This is a genomic window from Microbacterium foliorum (assembly GCF_003367705.1).
Classification (GTDB): domain Bacteria; phylum Actinomycetota; class Actinomycetes; order Actinomycetales; family Microbacteriaceae; genus Microbacterium; species Microbacterium foliorum.
The window spans coordinates 1,548,288-1,568,576 of record NZ_CP031425.1 but is presented as its reverse complement, the minus strand read 5'-3'; the positions used below and the strand labels follow the sequence as shown (position 1 = coordinate 1,568,576).

22 protein-coding genes and 1 other RNA gene are annotated in these 20,289 nt (G+C 67.0%); 6 read left to right on the top strand and 17 right to left on the bottom strand.

Going from position 1 to position 20,289, the window contains the following annotated elements:
• Window positions 1-42 precede the first annotated feature (42 nt).
• Window positions 43-357 carry a DUF7882 family protein gene (locus DXT68_RS07165; RefSeq protein ID WP_045255653.1) on the bottom strand — a complete coding sequence of 105 codons (315 nt, stop codon included), beginning with the start codon at window positions 355-357 and terminating at the stop codon, window positions 43-45.
• 85 nt (window positions 358-442) lie between these two features.
• Here DXT68_RS07165 and DXT68_RS07160 point away from each other — a divergent pair, with 85 nt between their 5' ends.
• The 4 genes from DXT68_RS07160 (at window position 443) to DXT68_RS07145 (ending at window position 3,370) form a co-directional block, all read left to right on the top strand.
• The gene (locus DXT68_RS07160) at window positions 443-1,297 is read left to right on the top strand and encodes a hypothetical protein (protein ID WP_045255654.1); all 855 of its coding nucleotides are present in this window, start codon (window positions 443-445) and stop codon (window positions 1,295-1,297) included.
• A gap of 150 nt (window positions 1,298-1,447) precedes the next feature.
• On the top strand, window positions 1,448-1,936 hold the full coding sequence (locus DXT68_RS07155) for a transporter substrate-binding domain-containing protein (protein ID WP_341853375.1): 489 nt from the start codon (window positions 1,448-1,450) through the stop codon (window positions 1,934-1,936).
• Window positions 1,933-2,913 carry a cation efflux transmembrane domain-containing protein gene (locus tag DXT68_RS07150; RefSeq protein ID WP_045255298.1) on the top strand — a complete coding sequence of 327 codons (981 nt, stop codon included), beginning with the start codon at window positions 1,933-1,935 and terminating at the stop codon, window positions 2,911-2,913. Before DXT68_RS07155 ends, DXT68_RS07150 begins: the two co-directional genes overlap by 4 nt.
• A gap of 178 nt (window positions 2,914-3,091) precedes the next feature.
• Window positions 3,092-3,370: a hypothetical protein gene (locus DXT68_RS07145; RefSeq protein ID WP_045255299.1), complete on the top strand. Its 279-nt coding sequence runs from the start codon at window positions 3,092-3,094 to the stop codon at window positions 3,368-3,370.
• Between the two features lie 791 nt (window positions 3,371-4,161).
• Here DXT68_RS07145 and ssrA read toward each other — a convergent pair.
• Window positions 4,162-4,531: a transfer-messenger RNA gene (ssrA, locus tag DXT68_RS07140) on the bottom strand.
• Between the two features lie 140 nt (window positions 4,532-4,671).
• Here ssrA and DXT68_RS07135 point away from each other — a divergent pair.
• Window positions 4,672-5,340 (top strand): SIMPL domain-containing protein, encoded by a 669-nt coding sequence (locus tag DXT68_RS07135; protein ID WP_045255300.1) that lies wholly within the window; start codon window positions 4,672-4,674, stop codon window positions 5,338-5,340.
• A 37-nt stretch (window positions 5,341-5,377) separates the two neighbouring features.
• Here DXT68_RS07135 and hflX read toward each other — a convergent pair whose 3' ends face one another.
• Complete coding sequence (gene hflX / locus DXT68_RS07130) at window positions 5,378-6,886, bottom strand: GTPase HflX (RefSeq protein WP_045255301.1); 1,509 nt, start codon at window positions 6,884-6,886, stop codon at window positions 5,378-5,380.
• Between the two features lie 68 nt (window positions 6,887-6,954).
• Here hflX and DXT68_RS07125 point away from each other — a divergent pair, with 68 nt between their 5' ends.
• Window positions 6,955-7,596 (top strand): class I SAM-dependent methyltransferase, encoded by a 642-nt coding sequence (locus tag DXT68_RS07125; RefSeq protein WP_045255302.1) that lies wholly within the window; start codon window positions 6,955-6,957, stop codon window positions 7,594-7,596.
• Window positions 7,597-7,614: 18 nt separating this feature from the next.
• Here DXT68_RS07125 and DXT68_RS07120 read toward each other — a convergent pair whose 3' ends face one another.
• From DXT68_RS07120 to DXT68_RS07050, 14 genes are all read right to left on the bottom strand, one after another.
• Entirely contained in the window at window positions 7,615-8,268 is a 654-nt protein-coding gene (locus DXT68_RS07120; RefSeq protein ID WP_045255303.1) for an HAD family hydrolase, read from the bottom strand.
• The gene (gene dapF, locus DXT68_RS07115) at window positions 8,268-9,140 is read right to left on the bottom strand and encodes a diaminopimelate epimerase (protein WP_045255304.1); all 873 of its coding nucleotides are present in this window, start codon (window positions 9,138-9,140) and stop codon (window positions 8,268-8,270) included. Before dapF ends, DXT68_RS07120 begins: the two co-directional genes overlap by 1 nt.
• A gap of 50 nt (window positions 9,141-9,190) precedes the next feature.
• Complete coding sequence (locus tag DXT68_RS07110; protein WP_045255305.1) at window positions 9,191-9,634, bottom strand: GNAT family acetyltransferase; 444 nt, start codon at window positions 9,632-9,634, stop codon at window positions 9,191-9,193.
• A gap of 43 nt (window positions 9,635-9,677) precedes the next feature.
• The gene (locus tag DXT68_RS07105) at window positions 9,678-10,205 is read right to left on the bottom strand and encodes a dihydrofolate reductase family protein (protein WP_045255306.1); all 528 of its coding nucleotides are present in this window, start codon (window positions 10,203-10,205) and stop codon (window positions 9,678-9,680) included.
• 42 nt (window positions 10,206-10,247) lie between these two features.
• Window positions 10,248-11,204 carry a tRNA (adenosine(37)-N6)-dimethylallyltransferase MiaA gene (gene miaA / locus DXT68_RS07100; protein ID WP_045255655.1) on the bottom strand — a complete coding sequence of 319 codons (957 nt, stop codon included), beginning with the start codon at window positions 11,202-11,204 and terminating at the stop codon, window positions 10,248-10,250.
• Window positions 11,201-12,748, bottom strand: a complete 1,548-nt coding sequence (gene miaB, locus DXT68_RS07095; RefSeq protein ID WP_045255307.1) for a tRNA (N6-isopentenyl adenosine(37)-C2)-methylthiotransferase MiaB — start codon at window positions 12,746-12,748, stop codon at window positions 11,201-11,203. Before miaB ends, miaA begins: the two co-directional genes overlap by 4 nt.
• Before the next feature lie 153 nt (window positions 12,749-12,901).
• The gene (locus DXT68_RS07090) at window positions 12,902-13,468 is read right to left on the bottom strand and encodes a regulatory protein RecX (RefSeq protein WP_244268229.1); all 567 of its coding nucleotides are present in this window, start codon (window positions 13,466-13,468) and stop codon (window positions 12,902-12,904) included.
• A gap of 412 nt (window positions 13,469-13,880) precedes the next feature.
• Window positions 13,881-14,924 carry a recombinase RecA gene (recA, locus tag DXT68_RS07080; protein ID WP_045255308.1) on the bottom strand — a complete coding sequence of 348 codons (1,044 nt, stop codon included), beginning with the start codon at window positions 14,922-14,924 and terminating at the stop codon, window positions 13,881-13,883.
• 265 nt (window positions 14,925-15,189) lie between these two features.
• A complete protein-coding gene (locus tag DXT68_RS07075) occupies window positions 15,190-15,414 on the bottom strand; it encodes a DUF3046 domain-containing protein (RefSeq protein ID WP_045255309.1) in 225 nt (74 codons plus the stop codon).
• 21 nt (window positions 15,415-15,435) lie between these two features.
• Entirely contained in the window at window positions 15,436-15,744 is a 309-nt protein-coding gene (locus DXT68_RS07070; protein WP_042541772.1) for a helix-turn-helix domain-containing protein, read from the bottom strand.
• A 141-nt stretch (window positions 15,745-15,885) separates the two neighbouring features.
• Window positions 15,886-16,368 (bottom strand): CinA family protein, encoded by a 483-nt coding sequence (locus DXT68_RS07065; RefSeq protein WP_052677835.1) that lies wholly within the window; start codon window positions 16,366-16,368, stop codon window positions 15,886-15,888.
• A complete protein-coding gene (pgsA, locus tag DXT68_RS07060) occupies window positions 16,365-16,940 on the bottom strand; it encodes a CDP-diacylglycerol--glycerol-3-phosphate 3-phosphatidyltransferase (RefSeq protein WP_045255310.1) in 576 nt (191 codons plus the stop codon). The genes DXT68_RS07065 and pgsA overlap by 4 nt, the downstream gene beginning before the upstream one ends.
• Window positions 16,940-19,681 carry an FtsK/SpoIIIE family DNA translocase gene (locus DXT68_RS07055; protein WP_045255311.1) on the bottom strand — a complete coding sequence of 914 codons (2,742 nt, stop codon included), beginning with the start codon at window positions 19,679-19,681 and terminating at the stop codon, window positions 16,940-16,942. The genes pgsA and DXT68_RS07055 overlap by 1 nt, the downstream gene beginning before the upstream one ends.
• Window positions 19,682-19,759: 78 nt before the next feature.
• Entirely contained in the window at window positions 19,760-20,254 is a 495-nt protein-coding gene (locus DXT68_RS07050; RefSeq protein WP_045255312.1) for a GNAT family N-acetyltransferase, read from the bottom strand.
• Window positions 20,255-20,289 lie beyond the last annotated feature (35 nt).

Here is a 20,289-nt window from a genome sequence, read left to right as displayed (position 1 = left end):
GATCGACGGCATAGTCGGCCGGATCAGGGTCGCGCGCTATCGTCACCACCGCGACGTGTCGAGCACCTCGTCGAGGAGCATGATGCCCCCCGTGGAGTTGACCGACTGCATGAGGTCATCGATCCACTGCGTGTTGAGCTCGGGCTGTTCGGGGTCGTCGAAGGTGAACCGGAGCGGGATCGACGGGTGGATCCAGATGGTGGAACGTCCGCCGGCATCGCCATCGGGATGCCGCCACGACAGAGTGAAGCTCTCCTGTCGACGCAGTTTCGTCGCGATGACGATCTTGAGGTGCGCGAGCGCCCGGTCCTCGATATGGATCGGGACATCGGACGCACCGTAGAACAGCGTGGCCATGGCCCCAGAATACTGACTGATCGCGAATCGGCCGGAGGTTGTGACGGCGATGTTCGGCATGGCACTCCGGTGTATCGTCGCTCGCATGGCCCCTCGGTTGACGGACATCGCGAGAGAGCTCTACAGCGTTCCGCTCCCGGAATTCGTCTCCGCACGCAATGCCAGGGCCGCAGGCACCTCGGACCCCGAACTGGCCGCCCAGATCCGCACGCTGAAGAAGCCCTCGGTCGCCGCATGGATCGTCAACGTGTTCGCCCAGGAGCGTGCCCCGCAGCTCGAGGAGGCACTGCAGCTGGCCGGCGAGCTCCGGGAGGCCCAGGAGGATCTGGACGCCCGCGCCCTCGCGCAGCTGGGTCGCGACCGGCGTGCACTGACGAATCGGCTCGCCGAGGCAGCCGCAGAGCTCGCCGAGACGAGAGGTGAGCGGGTGACCGCGTCGACGAGAGGCGCGGTGCAGCAGACCATCGCCGCCGCGTTCTTCGATCCTGCGGCCGCCGCCGCGGTCGCCTCGGGGCGGCTGCTGCGCGAACTGGAGCCCTCCGGCGATTACGAGGGCGACCCGGACGCCCTCGTCGGCGGTGGCCCTCCGCAGGCGTCGGAGGTCGCCGCCGCGCCGCGCGACGAGGTGAAGGCGCGCCGGGAACGGAGGGAGGCCGAACGCGCCCTGCGCGCCGCCGAACAGAGCCGGGAACGGGCGGTCCGCGATGCGGCATCCGCAGACCGCAGCCTGCGAGCCGCGACTCTGCGCGTCGAGGAGCTGGACCGCCGGGAGCGCGAACTCGGCGCAGAACTCGTCGCGGTCCGCCGCGATGCGACGCGAGCCCGGGCCTCGCTCGAGGAGGCGCAAGCGGAGCAGGAGTCCCGGGCTCGGGCCGTGGACGATGCCGAGGAGGCGGTCGCGCACGCACGACGCGGTGTCGAGGATCGACCGGCGGACTGACCCTGCCCCACGTCGCGGCGTCGTCGGATTCGCCCGGATCTCCGCGAACGAAGCCGCGACGCCGGGGACGAGAAGAGGAGGAAAATACTCCGGCACGAGGCGTGCGTCAATCCGCTTCATCCGATCTCGCCCGACGGACAGGATCGGAGTGTGAGTGTGAGTCAGCGCCGCCATCGCGGCCTCGTGGCGGCGACCGTGACCGCGACGCTCGCCCTTCTGCTGAGCGGGTGCGGCGTGTCGATCCCCTCGGACCCCGACGGCACCCTCGAGACGGTCCGTGGGGGCGAGCTTCGCGTCGGCGTTTCTCCCGACCTGCCCCTGGTGGAGGACGCCGAGGACAGACCGTCCGGAAGCGTGGTCGACCTGGTCGATGACTTCGCCTCGAGCCTCGACGCGGACACGGACTGGACGGTCGCGACCGAAGAGACCCTCGTCCGGATGATGGAGGAAGGCGATCTCGACCTCATCGCAGGGGGCATCACCTCGGACACTCCGTGGTTGGATCGGGCAGGCGTCACCCGGGGATACACCGGCATCGACGGCGCGGAGGGTCGCGAGATCGTGATGTTGGTGCCATTGGGTGAGAACGCGTTCCTGTCGGCTCTCGAGCGTTTCCTCGATGAGGAGGCCGGCACGTGAGCGGACTCCACAGGTTCGGACGCACCGATCTGCCACAGGAGCAGGCAGAAGCACTGCGCAAGGCGATCCGCTGGGAGTGGTTCACCATCGCGTACACGAGCGCGACGATCGCGGTCATCGCACTCGTGGTGGGGAACTCGCAGGCGATGCGCACCGCCTGGATCGAAGACATGCTGTCGCTGATACCGCAGTTCGCGTTCCTGATCGCGTTGCTCTTCGTGCGGCGCAGACCGAACCGCCGCCGCCCTTACGGAATGCACCGGGCGATGGGAATCGGTCATCTCGTCGCCGGCGTCGCCCTCTTCGTCGTCGGCGCGAATCTGGCCGTCGAGTCCGCTGTCGGCTTGATCGCCGGCGAGCACCCCACCATCGGCACGGTGCAGATCTGGGGTGAGACGATCTGGCTGGGGTGGTTGATGGTCGCAGTCATGGCCGTCGTCGTGGTGGGACCGATCTTCTTCTACGGGCCCGCGAAGGCCAGGCTCGCGCCCGTGCTGCACAACAAGCTGCTCTACGCGGACGCCGACATGGCGAAAGCGGACTGGCAGACGACGGTGGCGTCCATCGTCGGTGTGCTGGGGGTCGGCGTCGGCGCATGGTGGCTCGACGGTGCGGCAGCGATCTTCATCTCGCTCGGCATCATCTGGGACGGCGTTCGCAACACGAGAGCGGCAGTCGTCGATCTCATGGACGAGCGCGCTCGTACTTTCGACAGCAAGAAGCCGCACCCGCTCGCCGGCGACATCGTCGCTCGCCTTCGCGCGCAATCCTGGGTGCGAGATGCTGCGGTCCGACTGCGAGATCAGGGGCAGGTCTTCCACGTCGAGGCCTTCGTGGTGGCCCGACGCGCAAAGGTCGCCACACGCGACATCGCTGCGGCGGCGGAGGAGATCACCGCCCTCGATTGGAAGATGCAGGATGTCGTGATCGTGCTCGCCGACCAGCTGCCCGATGAGGCGGACCCTGGGCATCGATAGCGCCTGAGTAGCTCGATCGACGTCGTTTTTCAAGGGTCTGGAGCAAGATTTCGGACGTTCTTAGCCTGGTGCGAGATCTGGCGGAGGATGCGAACCCGATCGGTCGAGTTGCGCCCCCACGCGCTCGCGGTACTTCTCTCCAAGCCAGGAACCGGTGTCAAGAGAGTGGAGTCCCCCCATGTCCGATCCCCGCTTCGAACTTCGCAAGGCGACCGACAGCGAGTGGCTGGTCCTGGACCACAAGTACACGGCCGATGATTCCCGGCAGACTGTCGCCTGCGTCTATCAGGTCGACGCCGTAGAGGTCGACGTCGTCTGGATGCGGGACCTCCCTCTGGCCAACTGCTACATGTCCGCCGATGACGTGCTCGCTGACGTCCGACGCTTCTACGCGACTCCCGACCGCACCACCTCCCCCATCGCGATCCCGCACCGTCCTCCGTTCGCGACGGCATAACCCGGCCCGGCGCCCGCCGGTGTGCCGAGCACGGCGCCGGAGGCAGGATGCGCGCGTAGAGCCGACCGTCTGGCGGCCTCCACAGAACGCGAAGAAAGAGATCGAACTCTGCCCGATCTGCATGCTTCCGGCGCTGCCCCGAATCTCGCAGGAAGCGAAGGTGAGCCGCCGCGGAAGGCAGCAGGAGTTCGGCAGCTCAGGACCGCCCGCACCAGGCGGCAATCGCCGGGCGGGCCGTCATCGCTGCACGAACGGCTGTGTCAGCTCGTCCCTGAGCCAGTCCTCGCCGAACGAACGGGTGAGCGCTTCGGTCAGGTGGTTGCTGTCGAAATACGCGGGGATTCAACCGACGACGGGGTAGCAGACCTCGTCGCAGAACACGTCGGAGAAGTCGACGACACTGAAATTCACGTTGTCGATCATCGCCGCGGCGCGCGTCAGCGCCGACTCCACTTCGACGCTATCGACGGGTACGGTGCACGAGTAGGACACACGCGTTCTGACATCCGTTCCGCTGACACGAGTCGAGCCGACACCGGTTCCCGCGGAGACGTCTGTGGTGCGACGATCCCCTTCGGGTATTCCAATGTTCTAGTTATGCCCCGATGGCGCGACCGTTCAGCGGTCCCGCTCTCGACGATGTCGCGAATGGGCTCGACGACCGTGCGACAGCGGTGGATGTGGGCAAGCGTGGGCAGGGCTCGCCGCCTGACCAGTTATCCACAACGCGAAAAGGCCCGCCTCCCCAGTGATCACTGGGGAGGCGGGCCTTCTTGCTTGTGACAGCGACCTGGTGGAGCTGGGGGGAATCGAACCCCCGTCCAACGCTGAGTCTCCACGCCTTCTCCGGGCGCAGTCTGTGCAGACGTTCTACTCGGCTCCGACCTTTGTCACAGACACCTAATTCGACAAGCCCAGCCTGGGAAGAGTCCCACGTGACGTCCAGACGCCATCACGCAGCAAGATTCCTAGATGACGCCAGGATCCGTATCGGAATCACATACGGCCTGACGGACTATCGGGCTCGCTTATGCAGCGAGGGCGAAGTCGTTGCGCTTGGTTTCGGCAACTATTTTTTTGCAGAGAGCGTTTACGAGATAACTCTGCATCCTCGGCCCGCTTCTCGTGGATTCACAGGCGCTGTCGAAACCGATCAGCCCCGTGGTCCTTCTCTCGAAGGAGCCGCTGTCACACTGTGGAATTACCTGCTCGGGACCGAAGTACCCGAGCATCTCAGTTTACAACGTCCGGCGGCGCTCCGCCATTCCGCGCCCCGCGAGACGCTGGCGTAGAGTCGCCCCATGAGCGAAGTCACCGTCACCGTGCGCGGAGAACACGAGACCCGCGTCGCCCCTGAGCGCGCCACGATCCGTCTCAGTGTGCGCGCAGAAGGCTCCGAGCGCTCGCCCGTCGTCGAGCACGCGATGCGTCTCACCGAGCCGGTCCGAGACAGCATCACGGCACGCAAGGAGTCCGGCGTGATCGTGGACTGGACGAGCACTCGCCTGTCCGTGCGCGCCGAGCGTCCCTGGAACAACGAGGGCAAGAGGCTCGCTCCGATCTACTATGCGAGCATCGACCTGACGGCGACATTCATCGACGCGTCCGATCTCTCGATCTGGGTGTCGGACGTGTCGCCGTGGGACGGTGTCGAGGTCGGGTCGGTGAGCTGGCACCTCACACCCGAGACGAACGCCCGACTCGAGCGTGAGGTCGCCTCCGAGGCGGTCGGCGTGGCGGTGGCCAGGGCCCGCGCATATGCGACCGCACTCGGACTCCACGACGTCGAGCCCGTCGAGATCGCGGATGCCGGGCTGATCGCCCCCACCGCGTCCGCTCCCCCGGCGGGCATGGCGAAGTTCCGTGGGATGGTTCAGGAATCAGGCGACATGACCGGCGCCTCCATGGCCTACGAGCCCGACGCGATCGTCATCACCGCGACCGTCGAGGCACGGTTCGTCGCACGCTGAGCCGTCGGTCCGGGGTGCGACCCCGGACCCGACGGGGTCAGGCCGCAGCGAACGGAGCCAGATCGGCGGCGAGCCGCTCCGACACCCGGGCGTGCACGACGGTGCCGTCCTCGCTGTGCTCGACCGAGAGCAGCATCCCCGTCTCATGGATCGCGGCGACGAGATCACCCCGGTCGTACGGGACGACCGCGTGCACCTCGACGGCGGGCTTGGGCAGCGCCTCTTCGATCGCGGCCCGCAGCTCCTCGACGCCTTCGCCCGACCGCGACGAGACGAAGTGCGCCTTGGGCTCCAGGCCCTGCAGCACCAGACGGTCGCCGTCGTCGATGAGGTCGGCCTTGTTGAAGACCACGAGCTCGGGCATATCGCGCACTCCGACGTCGCCCATCACATCGCGCACTGTCTGCAGCTGACCGGCAGGGTCGGGGTGGGAGCCGTCGACGACGTGCAGCACGACGTCGGCGTCGCCCACCTCCTCAAGGGTGGAGCGGAAGGCCTCGACGAGCTGGTGGGGAAGGTTCCGGACGAATCCGACCGTGTCTGTCAGCGTGTACACGCGGCCGTCCGAGGTCTCGGAACGACGCACTGTCGCATCGAGCGTCGCGAACAGAGCGTTCTCCACCAGGACGCCGGCGCTCGTCAGAGCGTTCAGCAGGCTCGACTTGCCGGCGTTGGTGTAGCCGGCGATGGCCACAGAGGGGATCGTGTTGCGTTTGCGCTCGGCGCGCTTCGCTTCGCGAGCAGGACCGAAATCACGGATCTGCTTGCGCAGCAGCGCCATCTTCGTGCGGATGCGACGCCGATCGAGCTCGATCTTCGTCTCACCGGGTCCACGAGATCCCATACCGGCTCCGCCGGCTCCGACCTGACCACCGGCCTGTCGACTCATCGAGTCACCCCAGCCGCGCAGACGCGGCAGCAGGTACTCGAGCTGCGCGAGCTCGACCTGCGCCTTGCCTTCACGACTCTTCGCGTGCTGGCTGAAGATGTCGAGGATCACGGTGGTGCGGTCGATGACCTTGACCTTGACGACGTCCTCCAGGGCGCGACGCTGGCTCGGCGCGAGCTCCGTGTCGGCGATCACCGTGTCGGCGCCGGTGGCCGCGACGATGTCCTTGAGCTCCTGCGCCTTGCCACGTCCGATGTAGGTGGCGGCATCGGGGTGCGGGCGGCGCTGCAGCACGCCGTCGAGCACGACGGCGCCGGCCGTCTCGGCGAGGGCCGCGAGTTCGCGGAGCGAGTTCTCGGCATCCTCCTGAGTACCCTGCGGGTATACGCCCACCAGCACGACGTTCTCGAGCCGCAGCTGGCGGTACTCGACCTCGGTGACGTCTTCGAGCTCTGTCGAGAGTCCGCCGACGCGTCTCAGCGCGTGGCGGTCTTCCAGGTCCCACTGGTCGCCGTCCGAAGTGGCATGCGACGCCGTCGATCGATCCTGCAGCGCCTGTGCGGCGCCGAACACTCGAGCCTCCGTCCGCTTCTCCGCGTTCGCGAGCACCCGATCGACTGCTTCGTCGCCGGTGGAGTGTGAGGTGGTATCCGTCATCCGTTCCTAATCTCTGGGTTTCGTTGCGGTCCTTAACCTTAGCCCGCGGTGTCCGCTACGCTCACGGTATGGGGTCCGACCATTACTTCACTGCGGCCCCGGCAAGCCCCGAGAACCTGCGTCCGATCCGTGTGACGCTCGCAGGCCGAGAGCTGTCCGTCACCACTGCCGGTGGCGTCTTCAGCCCGGATCGGCTGGATGCCGGTACTGCCGTCCTACTCGCGAACATGCCTCCCGTACCGCCGGGAGGCCAACTTCTCGACCTCGGAAGCGGGTGGGGTCCCATCACGCTCTCGATGGCCCTCGCCGCTCCGCATTCGACGGTGTGGGCCGTCGATGTGAATGAGCGTGCACTCGACCTCGTTCGTCGGAACGCGGCAGCGCACGGCCTCACCAATGTCAACGCCTCGCTGCCGCAGGATGTTCCCTCAGACGTGACGTTCCGAACGATCCGATCGAATCCTCCGATCCGAGTCGGCAAGAATGAGCTGCACGGGCTGTTGGAGAAGTGGATACCCCGCCTCGACGAGCGCAGCGATGCGTGGCTGGTGGTGCAGCGCAACCTCGGTGCCGACTCGCTGCAGAGGTGGATCGCCGCGACGTTCAGCCCCGGTTACAGCGTCCACCGCACGACGACCTCCAAGGGCTACCGAGTACTCAAGGTCCGCAAGCACGGTAGTCCCCCGACCGAGCCCATCACCCTCGTCTGAGTCCGGGATCGAGACTGTTCACCCGCGCAGCAGTGCGGGCAGCACTCGCATGTCCGAGAACACCGTCGCGCCCTCCTGCTCGAGCCATTCGGGCGGGGTGAGACCGCCGGCGTACCCGAAGACCTGCATCCCCGCCGCCCGCGCGGCCTGCGCGCCGAATCGGCTGTCCTCCACCACAGCGCAACGTCGTGGAGCGACACCGAGGCTGTCCGCGGCATGCAGGAAGAGATCAGGGGCGGGCTTGCCCTCGACGACGTCATCCGCGCTGTAGATCCTTCCTGCGAAACGGGAAAGCAGCCCGGTCAGGCCCAGCGTGCGCCGGATCTTCGCGTGAGAGCCGCTGGACGCGACGCAGGTGCGAGTCGGGATCTCGTCCAGGGCCGCCTCCACACCGGGGACGGCGGTGAGTTCGCGGGAGAAGGCGTCCTCGTACCAGCTCTGATACGGGGCCTCCCAGTCGTCGGAGAGCGGTACCCCGAGCTGACGCTCGATCTCCGCACGGAAATGGGCCGCCGACCGTCCGACGAACCGGTGCAGGATCTCGCTGTGCGACAGCGACCATCCGAGGTCTGCCAGAACCCGACGATCCACCTCGATCGAGAGCCTCTCGCTGTCGACGAGGACGCCGTCGCAGTCGAAGATGACGAGGTCGAACGGACTCGCGACCGGCATCAGATCAGGTCGACCTCGCCGCTGTAGACGAGCTGTGCGGGACCGGAGAGGGCGACGTGCTCGCCGTCCTCCGCAGGGAACATCCGCACCCCGAGCGTGCCTCCCGGAACCTCGACCCGCCAATGGTGGGGGGCCTTCTCCCCCGCCCAGTGCCGGACGGCGAGAGCCGTGGCCGCGACGCCGGTGCCGCAGCTGAGCGTCTCGCCGACACCGCGCTCCGACACCCGCATGGTGACATGGCCGATCCCGTCACGCACGAGAGGCTCGCCCGGAACGACGAACTCGACGTTCGCACCGGCGGGAAGGATCGGATCGAGCTCCGGCGCGCGGTGCAACTCGAGTGACTCCAGCTCCTCCTCCGAGGCCAGCGCGACGACCACATGCGGGTTGCCGACATCGATCCCCAGGCCCGGACGGGTGACCGACAGCCCCTCAGCGGTCACGAGCGGGTCGTCACCGGAGAGCTTCCACAGCCCGAGATCGACCTGGTAACCGGTCTCGCTGCGCGTCACGTCGCGGACGCCCGCACGCGTACCGATGGGCAGAGTCGATCCGGGTTCGATGGTCGCGAGACCGGAGCGGACGAGATAGTGGGCGAAGACCCGGATGCCGTTGCCGCACATCTCAGCGATGGACCCGTCCGCGTTTCGGTAGTCCATGAACCATTCGGCGGCGGGTTCCTCGAGCAACGATGCCCGGCCCTCGTCGATCGCCGCGGAGCGCACGACGCGGAGGATGCCGTCGGCGCCGATGCCGAAGTGCCGATCGCACAGCACCGCCACCTGCTCCGAGGTGAGCTCGAGAGCGCCCTCGGGATCGGCGATGATGACGAAGTCGTTGCCGGTGCCGTGTCCCTTGGTGAATGCGACCATGCATCCAGTCTAGAGTCGCCCTTCAACCCAGACCGATCACCCGTCGGCGCTCAGACGTCGACGATCAACCGCTTGCCGAGGTTCGTGACCGAGAAGCGCTCGTAATCCAGAGCATCGTAGAACGCGAGGACGCCGTCATTGCCCTCTCGCACCATGAGCTGCACCTTCGGGCAGCCCATCGCCTCCAACAGCCGTTCGGCCTCGCGCACCAGTGTCCTGGCGATACCGCGGTGACGATGGGACTCCGCGCTGGCCAGGTAGTAGATCCATCCTCGGTGGCCGTCGTAACCGGCCATCACGGTGCCGACGATCGCCGCCCCGTCGACATCACCGGAGGTGTCCTCGGCGACGAGGAACAGCTCGGGCTGCACTCGCAGCTTGCGTTCGATGTCGAGTCGCGGATCGTTCCAGGGCCGGGTCAGCCCGGCCTCCGTCCACAGCGCGACCACCGATTCTGTGTCGGCGCGTTCGAACGCCCGTACCGCCCAACTCATGGTTCGAGTCTATGGTCGGTGCGAGTTCTGCAGCACCGCAGGTTCAGCCTCGCCGCACGCGGTACCGACCGCACAGGAACGCGCGGTTGCGTGCGACGTCGAGGAGCTCGAGGTCCAGTGCCCTGGGCAGTAGGGGCGCTCCGGACCCGAGGGTCACGGGGGCGTATTGGACCCACACTTCGTCAAGCAGCCCCGCGTCGGCGAACTGTCCTGCGAGGTCTCCTCCCCCGACGATCCAGAGGTCTTCGCCGCCGGCGGCAGCCAGCATGTCGGGGTGAACGTCCGCCACGTCGCCCTGAACCACGCGGATGTCAGCGCCCGGCGGCAGATCGAGGTCTCTGTGGGTGAAGACCCAGGTGGGCTGGGTGTATCCCCAGCGCCCGCGCTCATGTCGCATCACCCACTCGAAGGTCGAGGCCCCCATGGCGAGGGCGCCGATCGACTTCTCGAACGACGCGTAGGCCATCGGCCCCTCATCGTCGATGTCCTGCGTGAGCAGCCAGTCGAGCGAGTGGTCGTCTGTCGCGATGAACCCGTCGAGGCTGCTCGACGTGTAGTAGTGGACGGTCATGCTCCGACCCTCGCACACGCCACCGACATCAGGAGGCGTGCGTCAGACGCGCAGCAGCGCCTCCGCATCGACGGGCGGCTCGTGCCAGGTCAGTCCCGGGTAGCGCTTGAACCAGGACACCTGACGGCGCGCGTAACGGCGAGTGAGCGCCTGCGTCTCCGCGATCGCCTCGGGCTCGGTGAGGCGCCCGTCGAGCTGTCCGAGCGCCTGGGCGTACCCGATCGCACGCGAGGCGGTGACCCCCTGTTCCAGTCCGCGCTCCCGCAGATCCCGCACCTCGTCGATGAGACCTGCGTGCCACATCCGATACACACGGGCATCGAGTCTCTCGACCAGTGCGCCGCGGTCGACATGGAGTCCGAGCAGGCGCGTGTGCTCCTGCCAGAGCGCAGGGGCTTGCGGCAGCGCCGCGCCATGCGTACTGCTCCCCTGCTCGATGACCTCGAGAGCACGGATGACCCGTCGGTCATTGCGTGCGTCGATCCGCGCCGCAGTCTCGGGATCGAGGCGACGGAGCCGATCGAGCAGCACGCCGATGCCCTCGACCGCGAGTTCCTGTTCGAGACGCTCTCGGAGAACCGGGTCTCGTGGGGGGAAGGCGAAGTCGAACACCACGCTCGAGACGTACAGTCCGGAGCCGCCGACCAGGATCGCATCCCCTCCACGCTGCTGGATCTCCGAGATCGCCGAACGTGCCAACGGCTGATACCAGGCGACCGCCGCATCCTCGTCGACGTCACGCACATCGAAGAGATGATGCGGGATCCCGCGGCGCTCTTCGAGCGGCAGTTTCGCCGTACCGATGTCCATGCCGCGATAGAGCTGCATCGCATCGGCATTGACGATCTCCGCCGGGTTGCCGCGTGCGCGCAGGGCGTCGGCGAGATCGAGAGCGAGATCGCTCTTACCCGTCCCCGTCGCACCGACGATCGCCCAGAGGCGAGGACCTCCGAGGTCGCGGGAGGGGGTGGGGTCCGCCGCCTCGTGCGCGGAAGTCACACGCCGACGCGCAGGGTGGGGAGGCCGAGCGAGACCGCCCGCGCCGCTCCGCCGGAGGCCGGCGACGGCACCGCACAGGACTCCGCCTGCCCGCGCTCCCATGCGTCTCCGCCGCGAGTGCGACGGATGCGCAGAGGCGCGCCGGACGGATCGTCGGCGAGCAGATGGAACGGAGCCGCGTGGGTGACGGTCACCGAGACCACGTCACCGGGGCGCGGTACGTCCGACCCGGGTGTGATCTCGAAGTGCACGAGCCGGTTGTCCTCAGCGCGCCCGGTGAGCCGGTGCGTCGCAGCATCCTTCTTGCCCTCGCCGGTCGAGACGAGAACCTCGACCTCGCGGCCGACCTGGCGCTGATTCTCCTCGAGCGAGATCCGCTCCTGCAGAGCGATCAGGCGGTTGTATCGCTCTTGGACGATCTCTTTGGGGACCTGGTCGCCCATGGTCGCCGCCGGTGTGCCCTCGCGGATCGAGTACTGGAAAGTGAACGCGCTCGAGAACCGCGCCTTCCCGACGACACGCAGCGTGTCTTCGAAGTCTGCGTCGGTCTCACCGGGGAATCCGACGATGATGTCGGTCGTGATGGCCGCGTGCGGGATGCGCTCGCGCACGCGATCGAGGATGCCGAGGAACCGGTCGCTGCGGTACGAGCGCCGCATCGCCTTCAGAATGCTGTCGCTGCCTGACTGCAACGGCATGTGCAGCTGCGGCATGACGCTCGGGGTCTCAGCCATCGCATCGATCACGTCGTCGGTGAACGCCGCCGGGTGCGGGCTGGTGAAGCGGATGCGCTCGAGGCCCTCGATCTCGCCGGCGGCGCGCAGAAGCTTGCCGAACGCCTGACGGTCTCCGAACTCGACGCCGTAGGAGTTGACGTTCTGGCCGAGCAGGGTGACCTCGATGGCACCGTCATCGACGAGCAACCGGATCTCGTTGAGGATGTCACCCGGTCGGCGATCCTTCTCCTTGCCGCGCAGACTGGGCACGATGCAGAACGTGCAGGTGTTGTTGCATCCGACGGAGATCGACACCCAGCCGCTGTGCGCGGAGTCCCGCTTGGTGGGAAGGGTCGAGGGGAACACTTCGAGCGATTCCAGGATCTCGAGCTCCGCATCGCCGTTGTGACGAGCCCGCTCGAGGAGTCCCGGCAGGGACCCCATGTTGTGCGTGCCGAAGACGACATCGACCCATGGCGCCTTGTCGAGCACTGCCTGCTTGTCCATCTGAGCCAGGCAGCCGCCCACGGCGATCTGCATGCCGTCTTTCCGGCGCTTGACCGACGCGAGCTGACCGAGGGTTCCGTAGAGCTTGCCTGCGGCGTTGTCACGGACCGCGCAGGTGTTGATGATCACGACGTCGGCCTCGTCGCCGTCCGTGGCGCGGATGTATCCGGCGCTTTCCAACGAACCGGACAGTCGCTCGGAGTCGTGGACGTTCATCTGGCATCCGAAGGTACGCACTTCGTAGGAGCGCTGGCGTCCGTCGAGGTCGATTGCCGCCGACGAGGAACTGATGATCGTCGGCTCACTGCGCGGAATAGTCATGGTCCCTCCATTCTACGAGCGCTCCATCGCGGATGCCGTGCGCGGAACGGCGGGCCTGCGCACCCAGGGCTTCCCGCACTCCGATGGACACCCCGCGCTCCAACCGTGCTCCCGGTGACCTCGGCCCGCGTGGTCCGACGCGTGCCGCACCCGTCAGTCGGAATCCACGAAACGCACGCCGGACCGCGGTCCGCGGAACGACGCCTCCGCCAGTGCCGTCTTCGCGGCGTTCATGGCGACAGAGCCGTTGTACCCGCGCCTCGAGAGCTGACCGACCAGTCGCCGCAACGCGGTGTCGGCATCGAGGCGCGACAGGCTCTGCGCCTTGGTCCTCGCGAACTCCAGAGCGCGGTCCGCATCGTCGTCGGGAAGCTCGTCGAGCGCCGCGTCGATGACGTCGCGCGGCAGCCCACGCTGCGAGAGAGCTCGCGAGAGCGCGACTCGGCCCTGGCCCTTGCGCTCCACTCCCGAGGTGACGAGCTGCTCGGCGAGTACGGTGTCGTCGAGATATCCTCGCCGACAGAAATCGTCGATGATGTCGTCGATCACACCCGTCTCGAGCCTGATCCGATCCTGCTCGTACCCCTTCAGCACCATCCGCGATTCGGAGATGGAAAGGGAGCGCGAGCGGAGCTTGCGCACAAGCAATTGTTCCGCGGCCTCGCGCAGCGCATCGACATCAGGCGAGACATCGGCCCCTGAGGACTCGTCGTCGTCCACCTGCAACGCTCGCAGTCTGGGAGCCGACTTCGCCGCTCCTCCCCGTGCCGGGTGGCGCTCGCTCGGATCACGCGATCCTGTCGTCGAACCTGCACCTGCACCTGCACCTGCACCGGCACCCGCACCTGCACCGGCACCTGCACCGGCTGAACTGCCACTCCATGTCGACCGCCACGTACCGATGTCTTCGGTCGCGTCAGAGCGGCCACCGGCGCCTGCGCTCCGTGCCTGATCTTCTGCCGGATCGGACTCTTGTGGCACCGGAGCCGCGACGGCATCGGTGGTCCTGCTGTCGGGAGGAGTCGTACGGGGCGTACGACCGAACAGCGGGATCACGGGGGCGAGCTGTTCCGGCTTGCCCCCGTGATCATTCATCGCTCACTCCGAGTGCGGAGCTGACGCGGGTCGATGATCACGCCGGTCGACGCTCGGCGAGCTCATCAGCGGGAGTCTCGGAGGCTCCGCCGATGCCGAGCTTCTGCTTGATCTGCGTCTCGATCGCCAGGGCGATGTCAGGGTTCTTGAGGAGGAACGTGCGGGCGTTCTCCTTGCCCTGACCGAGCTGATCGCCGTCGTAGGTGTACCACGAACCGGACTTCTTGACGATCGCGTGCTCGACACCGAAGTCGATCAGGCTGCCCTCACGAGAGATACCGACTCCGTACAGGATGTCGAACTCCGCCTGCTTGAACGGCGGGGCCATCTTGTTCTTGACGACCTTGACCCTGGTGCGGTTTCCGACTGCGTCGGTGCCGTCTTTCAACGTCTCGATACGTCGGATGTCCATGCGGACGGAGGCGTAGAACTTGAGCGCCTTTCCACCGGCGGTGGTCTCGGGCGAACCGAAGAACACACCGATCTTCTCACGCAGCTGGTTGATGAAGATCATCGTGGTGTTCGTCTGGTTGAGACCACCGGTGAGCTTTCGCAGCGCCTGCGACATCAGGCGAGCCTGAAGTCCGACGTGCGAGTCGCCCATCTCGCCCTCGATCTCGGCACGCGGCACGAGGGCGGCGACCGAGTCGATGACGATCAGGTCGATGGCTCCCGAGCGGACGAGCATGTCTGCGATCTCGAGCGCCTGCTCACCCGTGTCGGGCTGGGAGACGAGGAGGGCGTCGATGTCGACGCCGAGCTTGGCGGCGTAGTCCGGGTCGAGCGCGTGCTCGGCGTCGATGAAGGCGGCGATGCCGCCGGCGCGCTGCGCGTTGGCGATCGCGTGCAGAGTCAGCGTCGTCTTACCGGAGGACTCCGGGCCGTAGATCTCGACGATACGTCCACGCGGCAGTCCTCCGACGCCGAGCGCGACGTCGAGGGCGATGGAGCCGGTCGGGATGACGGCGACGGGTGCGCGCTCGTCGCTGCCCAGCCGCATGACCGAGCCCTTTCCGAACTGACGATCGATCTGCGCGAGTGCGGTCTCGAGGGACTTCTCGCGGTCAGCGGGTGATGGCATGTCGTGCTCCTAATGCTCGCATGGTGCCGCCTGTAGGCTGTCGCGGTCCTCCCGGCTGGGCGGAACTCTCCGACAAGGCGTATGGCTCTTCGGCTTGTTCCTCACCGTACGAGGCACCTCCGACATTGCGCCGTAGGTACCGAGAATCCGGGAGAACAGTTCCGCTGAACCACTTGTGCAGAACACTACGCCGATTTCGAACACATATTCGACGACACGCCGACCGCACCGCGCGTCTTACCGAACGAATAGCGGGCGGGAGGCGTCAGCGACTGCGCGGCTCGAGCCGTCCGGCCCCGTGGCGACGCTCGACGGGCACATCGGTCTCGATGCAGAGAGCCGACCAGATGTCTCGGGGCGGGATGCCGACCTCGAGCGCCTCGCCTGCCGTACGTCCCGAGAGCTGGCGCAGGGAGAGATCACTGACGAGGGAGGACGCGCGGCCGCCGAACTCGGCGTCGACGGCGCGGAGGAATTCGCTACGGCGCATGCCAGTCCGGGAATCAGGCAGTCAGTGCAGCGAGAGCTCGGGCTCGACCGATGCGACGAGGTCGTCGGGAACGACATCGGGGAACACCTGGATGCCCTCAAGAACCGAGATCCGGTCTCCCACTTCGCGCATGATGATCGAGATCGGAACATCGAGGGCGTCGGCCACCGAGGCGAGGATCTCGCTCGAGGCCTCCTTCTGACCGCGCTCGACCTCACTGAGGTAGCCGAGGGCCACCGAAGCCTTGCTCGCAACCTGCCGGAGCGTGCGCCCCTTCTGCAGGCGGAAGTCCCTCAGCACATCGCCGATTTCCTGTCGTACAAGAATCATCGGAACCTCCTCCCAGGTCGTCCGATCGAGGTCTGCCTCGATGAGATCGCCAGTCTAGTCCTACTGAACTTCACAAAATCTACCCTTGCACGCTGTGGTTTCCGTGTGAGCACATTCCAGATAACCGTCGATCGCTCTCTCCTATTCCCCGACCATGCGCAGGAGCAGCGCGAGTGCGGCGTCGACCGTGAGGGCGCGGATCTGCGGCCGATCCCCCGAGAACTCGAAGAACTCTGCACTCTGTGCCTCGGGCGTGACGACGGCGATGTGCACGGTTCCGACGGGCTGACCGTCAGGCGAGTCCGGCCCGGCGATGCCAGTGGTCGACACACCGACATCGGCATCGCGCCCGTGCACCTGCACTGCTCGGCGCACGCCGGAGGCCATCTGCAGAGCGACCTCGGCATGCACGGGTCCGTGACGAGCGAGCAGCTCGTGATCCACGCCGAGAAGGCTGTGCTTAACGGGCGTCGCATAGGCCACGACACCGCCGAGAAGTGTGCTGGATGCTCCGGGAACCGCGACGATCTCGGCCGTGAGCGCCCCGCCGGTGAGCGACTCGGCGACGCCCAGCGTCCACCGGCGGGCCGTGAGCGCTGCGACGACGGTGGAGGATGCGGTCACGCGGATCGCCGGGACCCTCGCACCTGCGCGACGATGTAGTCGATCCCACTGGCGACGGTGAGGATCAGCACCGCGATCATCAGGATCGCTGTGATGACGATCCACAGCTCTGCGCCGATCAGCACGTGCAGCGGGAGCAGCGCCCACGAGAGGGCGACTCCCTGCACGGCGGTCTTCACCTTGCCCATCCAGGCTGCGGCGACGACGTGCTCCTTCGCAACGACCAGTCGGTGCACCGTGATGCCGATCTCGCGGACCAGGATGACCACGACGAGCCACCACTGCAGCTCTCCGAGAATGGCGAGCCCGACGAAACCGGCTCCGGTGAGGAGCTTGTCCGCGATCGGATCCCAGAGTTTGCCGAAGTCGCTGACGATGTCGAACCGTCGGGCGAGATACCCGTCTACCCAGTCGGTCGAGATCGCGACGATGAAGAGGATTCCGGCGACCCATCGCATCGCGAGGTCGTCGATGCCGTACGTGCCTCCGAGGAGGAGAACGACGAAGAAGACGACAGCGAGCGGAATCCGCGCCACCGTGATCGCGTTCGGGAGCTGGCGTGGGATGCCCATCAGTCGCGCCCCGTCAATCCCCAGGCGTCTTCATCGCCATCGTCGTCCGACTCCACCACGGGCAGCCCCTGGAACTGGGCCTCGACCGGATCGTGCGGCGTGCCCGCGGCCGTGGCTCCGACAGCCGCCGGTGCCGCGTTTGCGGCAGGACCATCATCACCGCGCAGCTTGGCCATGACCTGAGGCAGCTGCTCCGCTGTGGCCAACACGTCACGCGCCTTCGATCCTTCGGAGGGCCCGACGATCTCGCGGGACTCGAGCAGATCCATGAGGCGTCCGGCCTTCGCGAAACCGACACGGAGCTTGCGCTGCAGCATCGACGTCGAGCCGAACTGCGAGGAGACGATGAGCTCGGCGGCCGCGAGCAGGAGCTCGAGGTCGTCGCCGATGTCCTCGTCGACCTCCTTCTTCTTCGTCGGCTCCAGCGCCTCCTGCACGTCGGGACGGTAGTCGGGGCGTGCTTGACGCGTGACGTGCTTGACGACGGCGTCGATCTCCTTCTCGTCCACCCATGCGCCCTGCAGACGGAAGGGCTTGGACGATCCCATCGGAGAGAAGAGCGCATCACCCTGCCCGATCAGCTTGTCGGCTCCGGGACTGTCGAGGATGACGCGGCTGTCGGTGACGCTGGTCACCGCGAAGGCGAGGCGGGACGGGACGTTCGCCTTGATCAGGCCGGTCACCACGTCGACGCTCGGTCGCTGTGTGGCCAGCACCAGGTGGATGCCGGACGCGCGCGCGAGCTGCGTGATGCGCACGATCGAGTCCTCGACGTCGCGTGGGGCGACCATCATCAGGTCGGCGAGCTCGTCGACCACCACGAGCAGGTACGGATACGGCTTCAGCACGCGCTCGCTGCCCACCGGAAGCTGCACTTCGCCGGCGCGGACCGCACGGTTGAAGTCGTCGATGTGGCGGAACCCGAACGACGCGAGATCGTCGTACCGCATGTCCATCTCCTTCACGACCCACTGCAGCGCTTCGGCCGCCTTCTTCGGGTTCGTGATGATGGGCGTGATGAGGTGCGGCACTCCCGCGTAGCTCGTCAGCTCGACGCGCTTCGGGTCGATCAGGACCATCCGCACATCGCTGGGTCGCGCGCGCATCAGCAGGCTCGTGATCATGGAGTTGACGAAGCTCGACTTACCCGAGCCGGTGGATCCGGCCACGAGCAGGTGGGGCATCTTCGCCAGGTTCGCGATGACGATGTTGCCGCCGACGTCCTTGCCGACGCCGATCGTCATGGGATGCGTGCTCTTGTGCGCCGCAGGCGAGCGGAGAACGTCACCGAGCGCGACCATCTCCTTGTCGGCGTTGGGGATCTCGATGCCGATGGCGCTCTTGCCGGGGATCGGCGAGAGGATGCGCACATCGTTCGAGGCCACCGCGTAGGCGAAGTTGTTGCTCAGCTGCAGGATCTTCTCGACCTTGACGCCGTGACCGACCTCGACCTCGTACTGGGTGACCGTCGGACCGCGCGAGAAGCCGGTCACCTTGGCATCGACCTTGAACTGGGTCAGCACGCTCGTGATCTGCTCGATCACCTTGTCGGTCGCCTCGGATCGTACGACCGGTGGCGGCCCCTCGACCAGGAGACCCGGCGAGGGCAGGATGTACGGTGCGACGGGAGCCTGCGGCCCGCGCTCCCCCGGCCCCGCGGTGCCGAAGCCGTCGAGACCGGGAAGCTCGGGAGCTTCGCCGGTGTCGGACCCGTCGTCGAGAAGTGCCGTGGTCTGCTGCCCCGCGAGCGAGTCCGCGACCGCGCGCACCTCGGACAGCACCTCGGTGGCCGCGTCGTAGGGGTCTTCGACGACGACGGCCTGATCGTAGGCCGGCGTCGGCTCTGCGGTCGTCAGCAGCGCCGTGATGTCGTCGGAGCCGAGAGTGCCCTCGTCGGGGTCTTCCTCGCGTCCGGTCTTGTTGCGCCTCCACCACGGGAGCACATCGGGGTCGTCGACCTTGTCGGCGTCGTCGATCGATGCGGCGTCCTTGGCGGGCTTCTCGGTGCGCTCCGCGTCGAACATCCACGCGTAGAGGTCGCCGAGGCGCTGACCGATGCGGTTGGGAGGCGTCTTCGTGAGGATCAGGACGCTGAGGGCGGCGAGCACCGAGAGCAGGATGTACGCACCGATCGGCGTGAGGTAGGAGAGCGGCTCCCCGAGCATCCAGCCGAACAGTCCGCCCGCTTCGCTGAGAGCCGGCATGCCGTCTCTGGGCTGCGGGCGCGCGAGGATCCCCGCGGAATCGGCGCGGCCGGCCGCGGTATGGCAGAAGCCCGAGAGCGCGAGGATGAACAGCCCGAACCCGATGCCGATGCGCCCGTTGTCGTGCACGGACGACGGATGGCGGAACAGCCAGCCCGCGAGCAGCAGGAGAAGGACCGGCATGACGAAGGCCACGCGTCCGACGAGGAGCCCCACCGAGTAGGCGCTGATGTTCGCGGCGACCTCGTTGCCGATGAAGAACCACTCGTTGACCGCGCCGGCGATCGCCAGCAGCACGAGCAGGAACGGGAAGCCGTCGCGGCGGTCGTCCTTCTCGAGGGTCTCGGGTCCGAATGCCCGGAAGATCCCGCCGACGCCGTGGGCGAGTCCGTTCCAGGCCCGCACCGCCACCGGAGGCTTGTCGACTTCGTCGATGTACTTCTTGGGCGCTGCCTGAGCCTTCGGAGCGGCCTGCCTCTTCGGGCGAGGCGTGGCGCTCTCGGACGCGCGCGCTGATTTCGTGGTGCTCCTGGCCATGCTCTCACGTTACGGCGAGAGGCCGACATTGCCCGTAATGACGCGGCATTCCAGACGGTTCGGCTCCCCGCAGCACCGTCAGGACATCCGATTCACCATCGTGTCGCGCACAGACCCCGACTCGGTGACGATGAACCCCTCCGAACGGTAGAGCGCCTTCGCGAAGTTGTCGTGCTCCACGCTGAGGCTGATCCGGGAATGCCCCTGACTCCGGGCATGGACCACCAGCCGTCGCAGGAGCGCCCGACCGACCCCGTGCGCCCGCCATACCGGCCGCACCCCGATGATGAGCTCGGGGACGGCCGTGCCGACGTATCCGAAGCCGGGATCGTCCTGAGCGAGGATCCGATACCAGGCCGCACCGATCGGCGACTCGTCGGAGTCGATCGCGACGAAACCCGCATCCGCCGGTCGCATCCATCCGGTGACATACCGACGATGCTCGACGGCGGTGAGGATCTCATGACGGGCACGCGCTCCGCCGGCACGCCAGTTCGCCGCCTCGACGACCATGTCGCCGAGGAAGCTCCCGTCCGCCTGCACGGCGGCGCGGATCGAATAGGCGTCCGGCATGCCTGGAGGGTACGACGCCCGCGTTACAGCCGCAT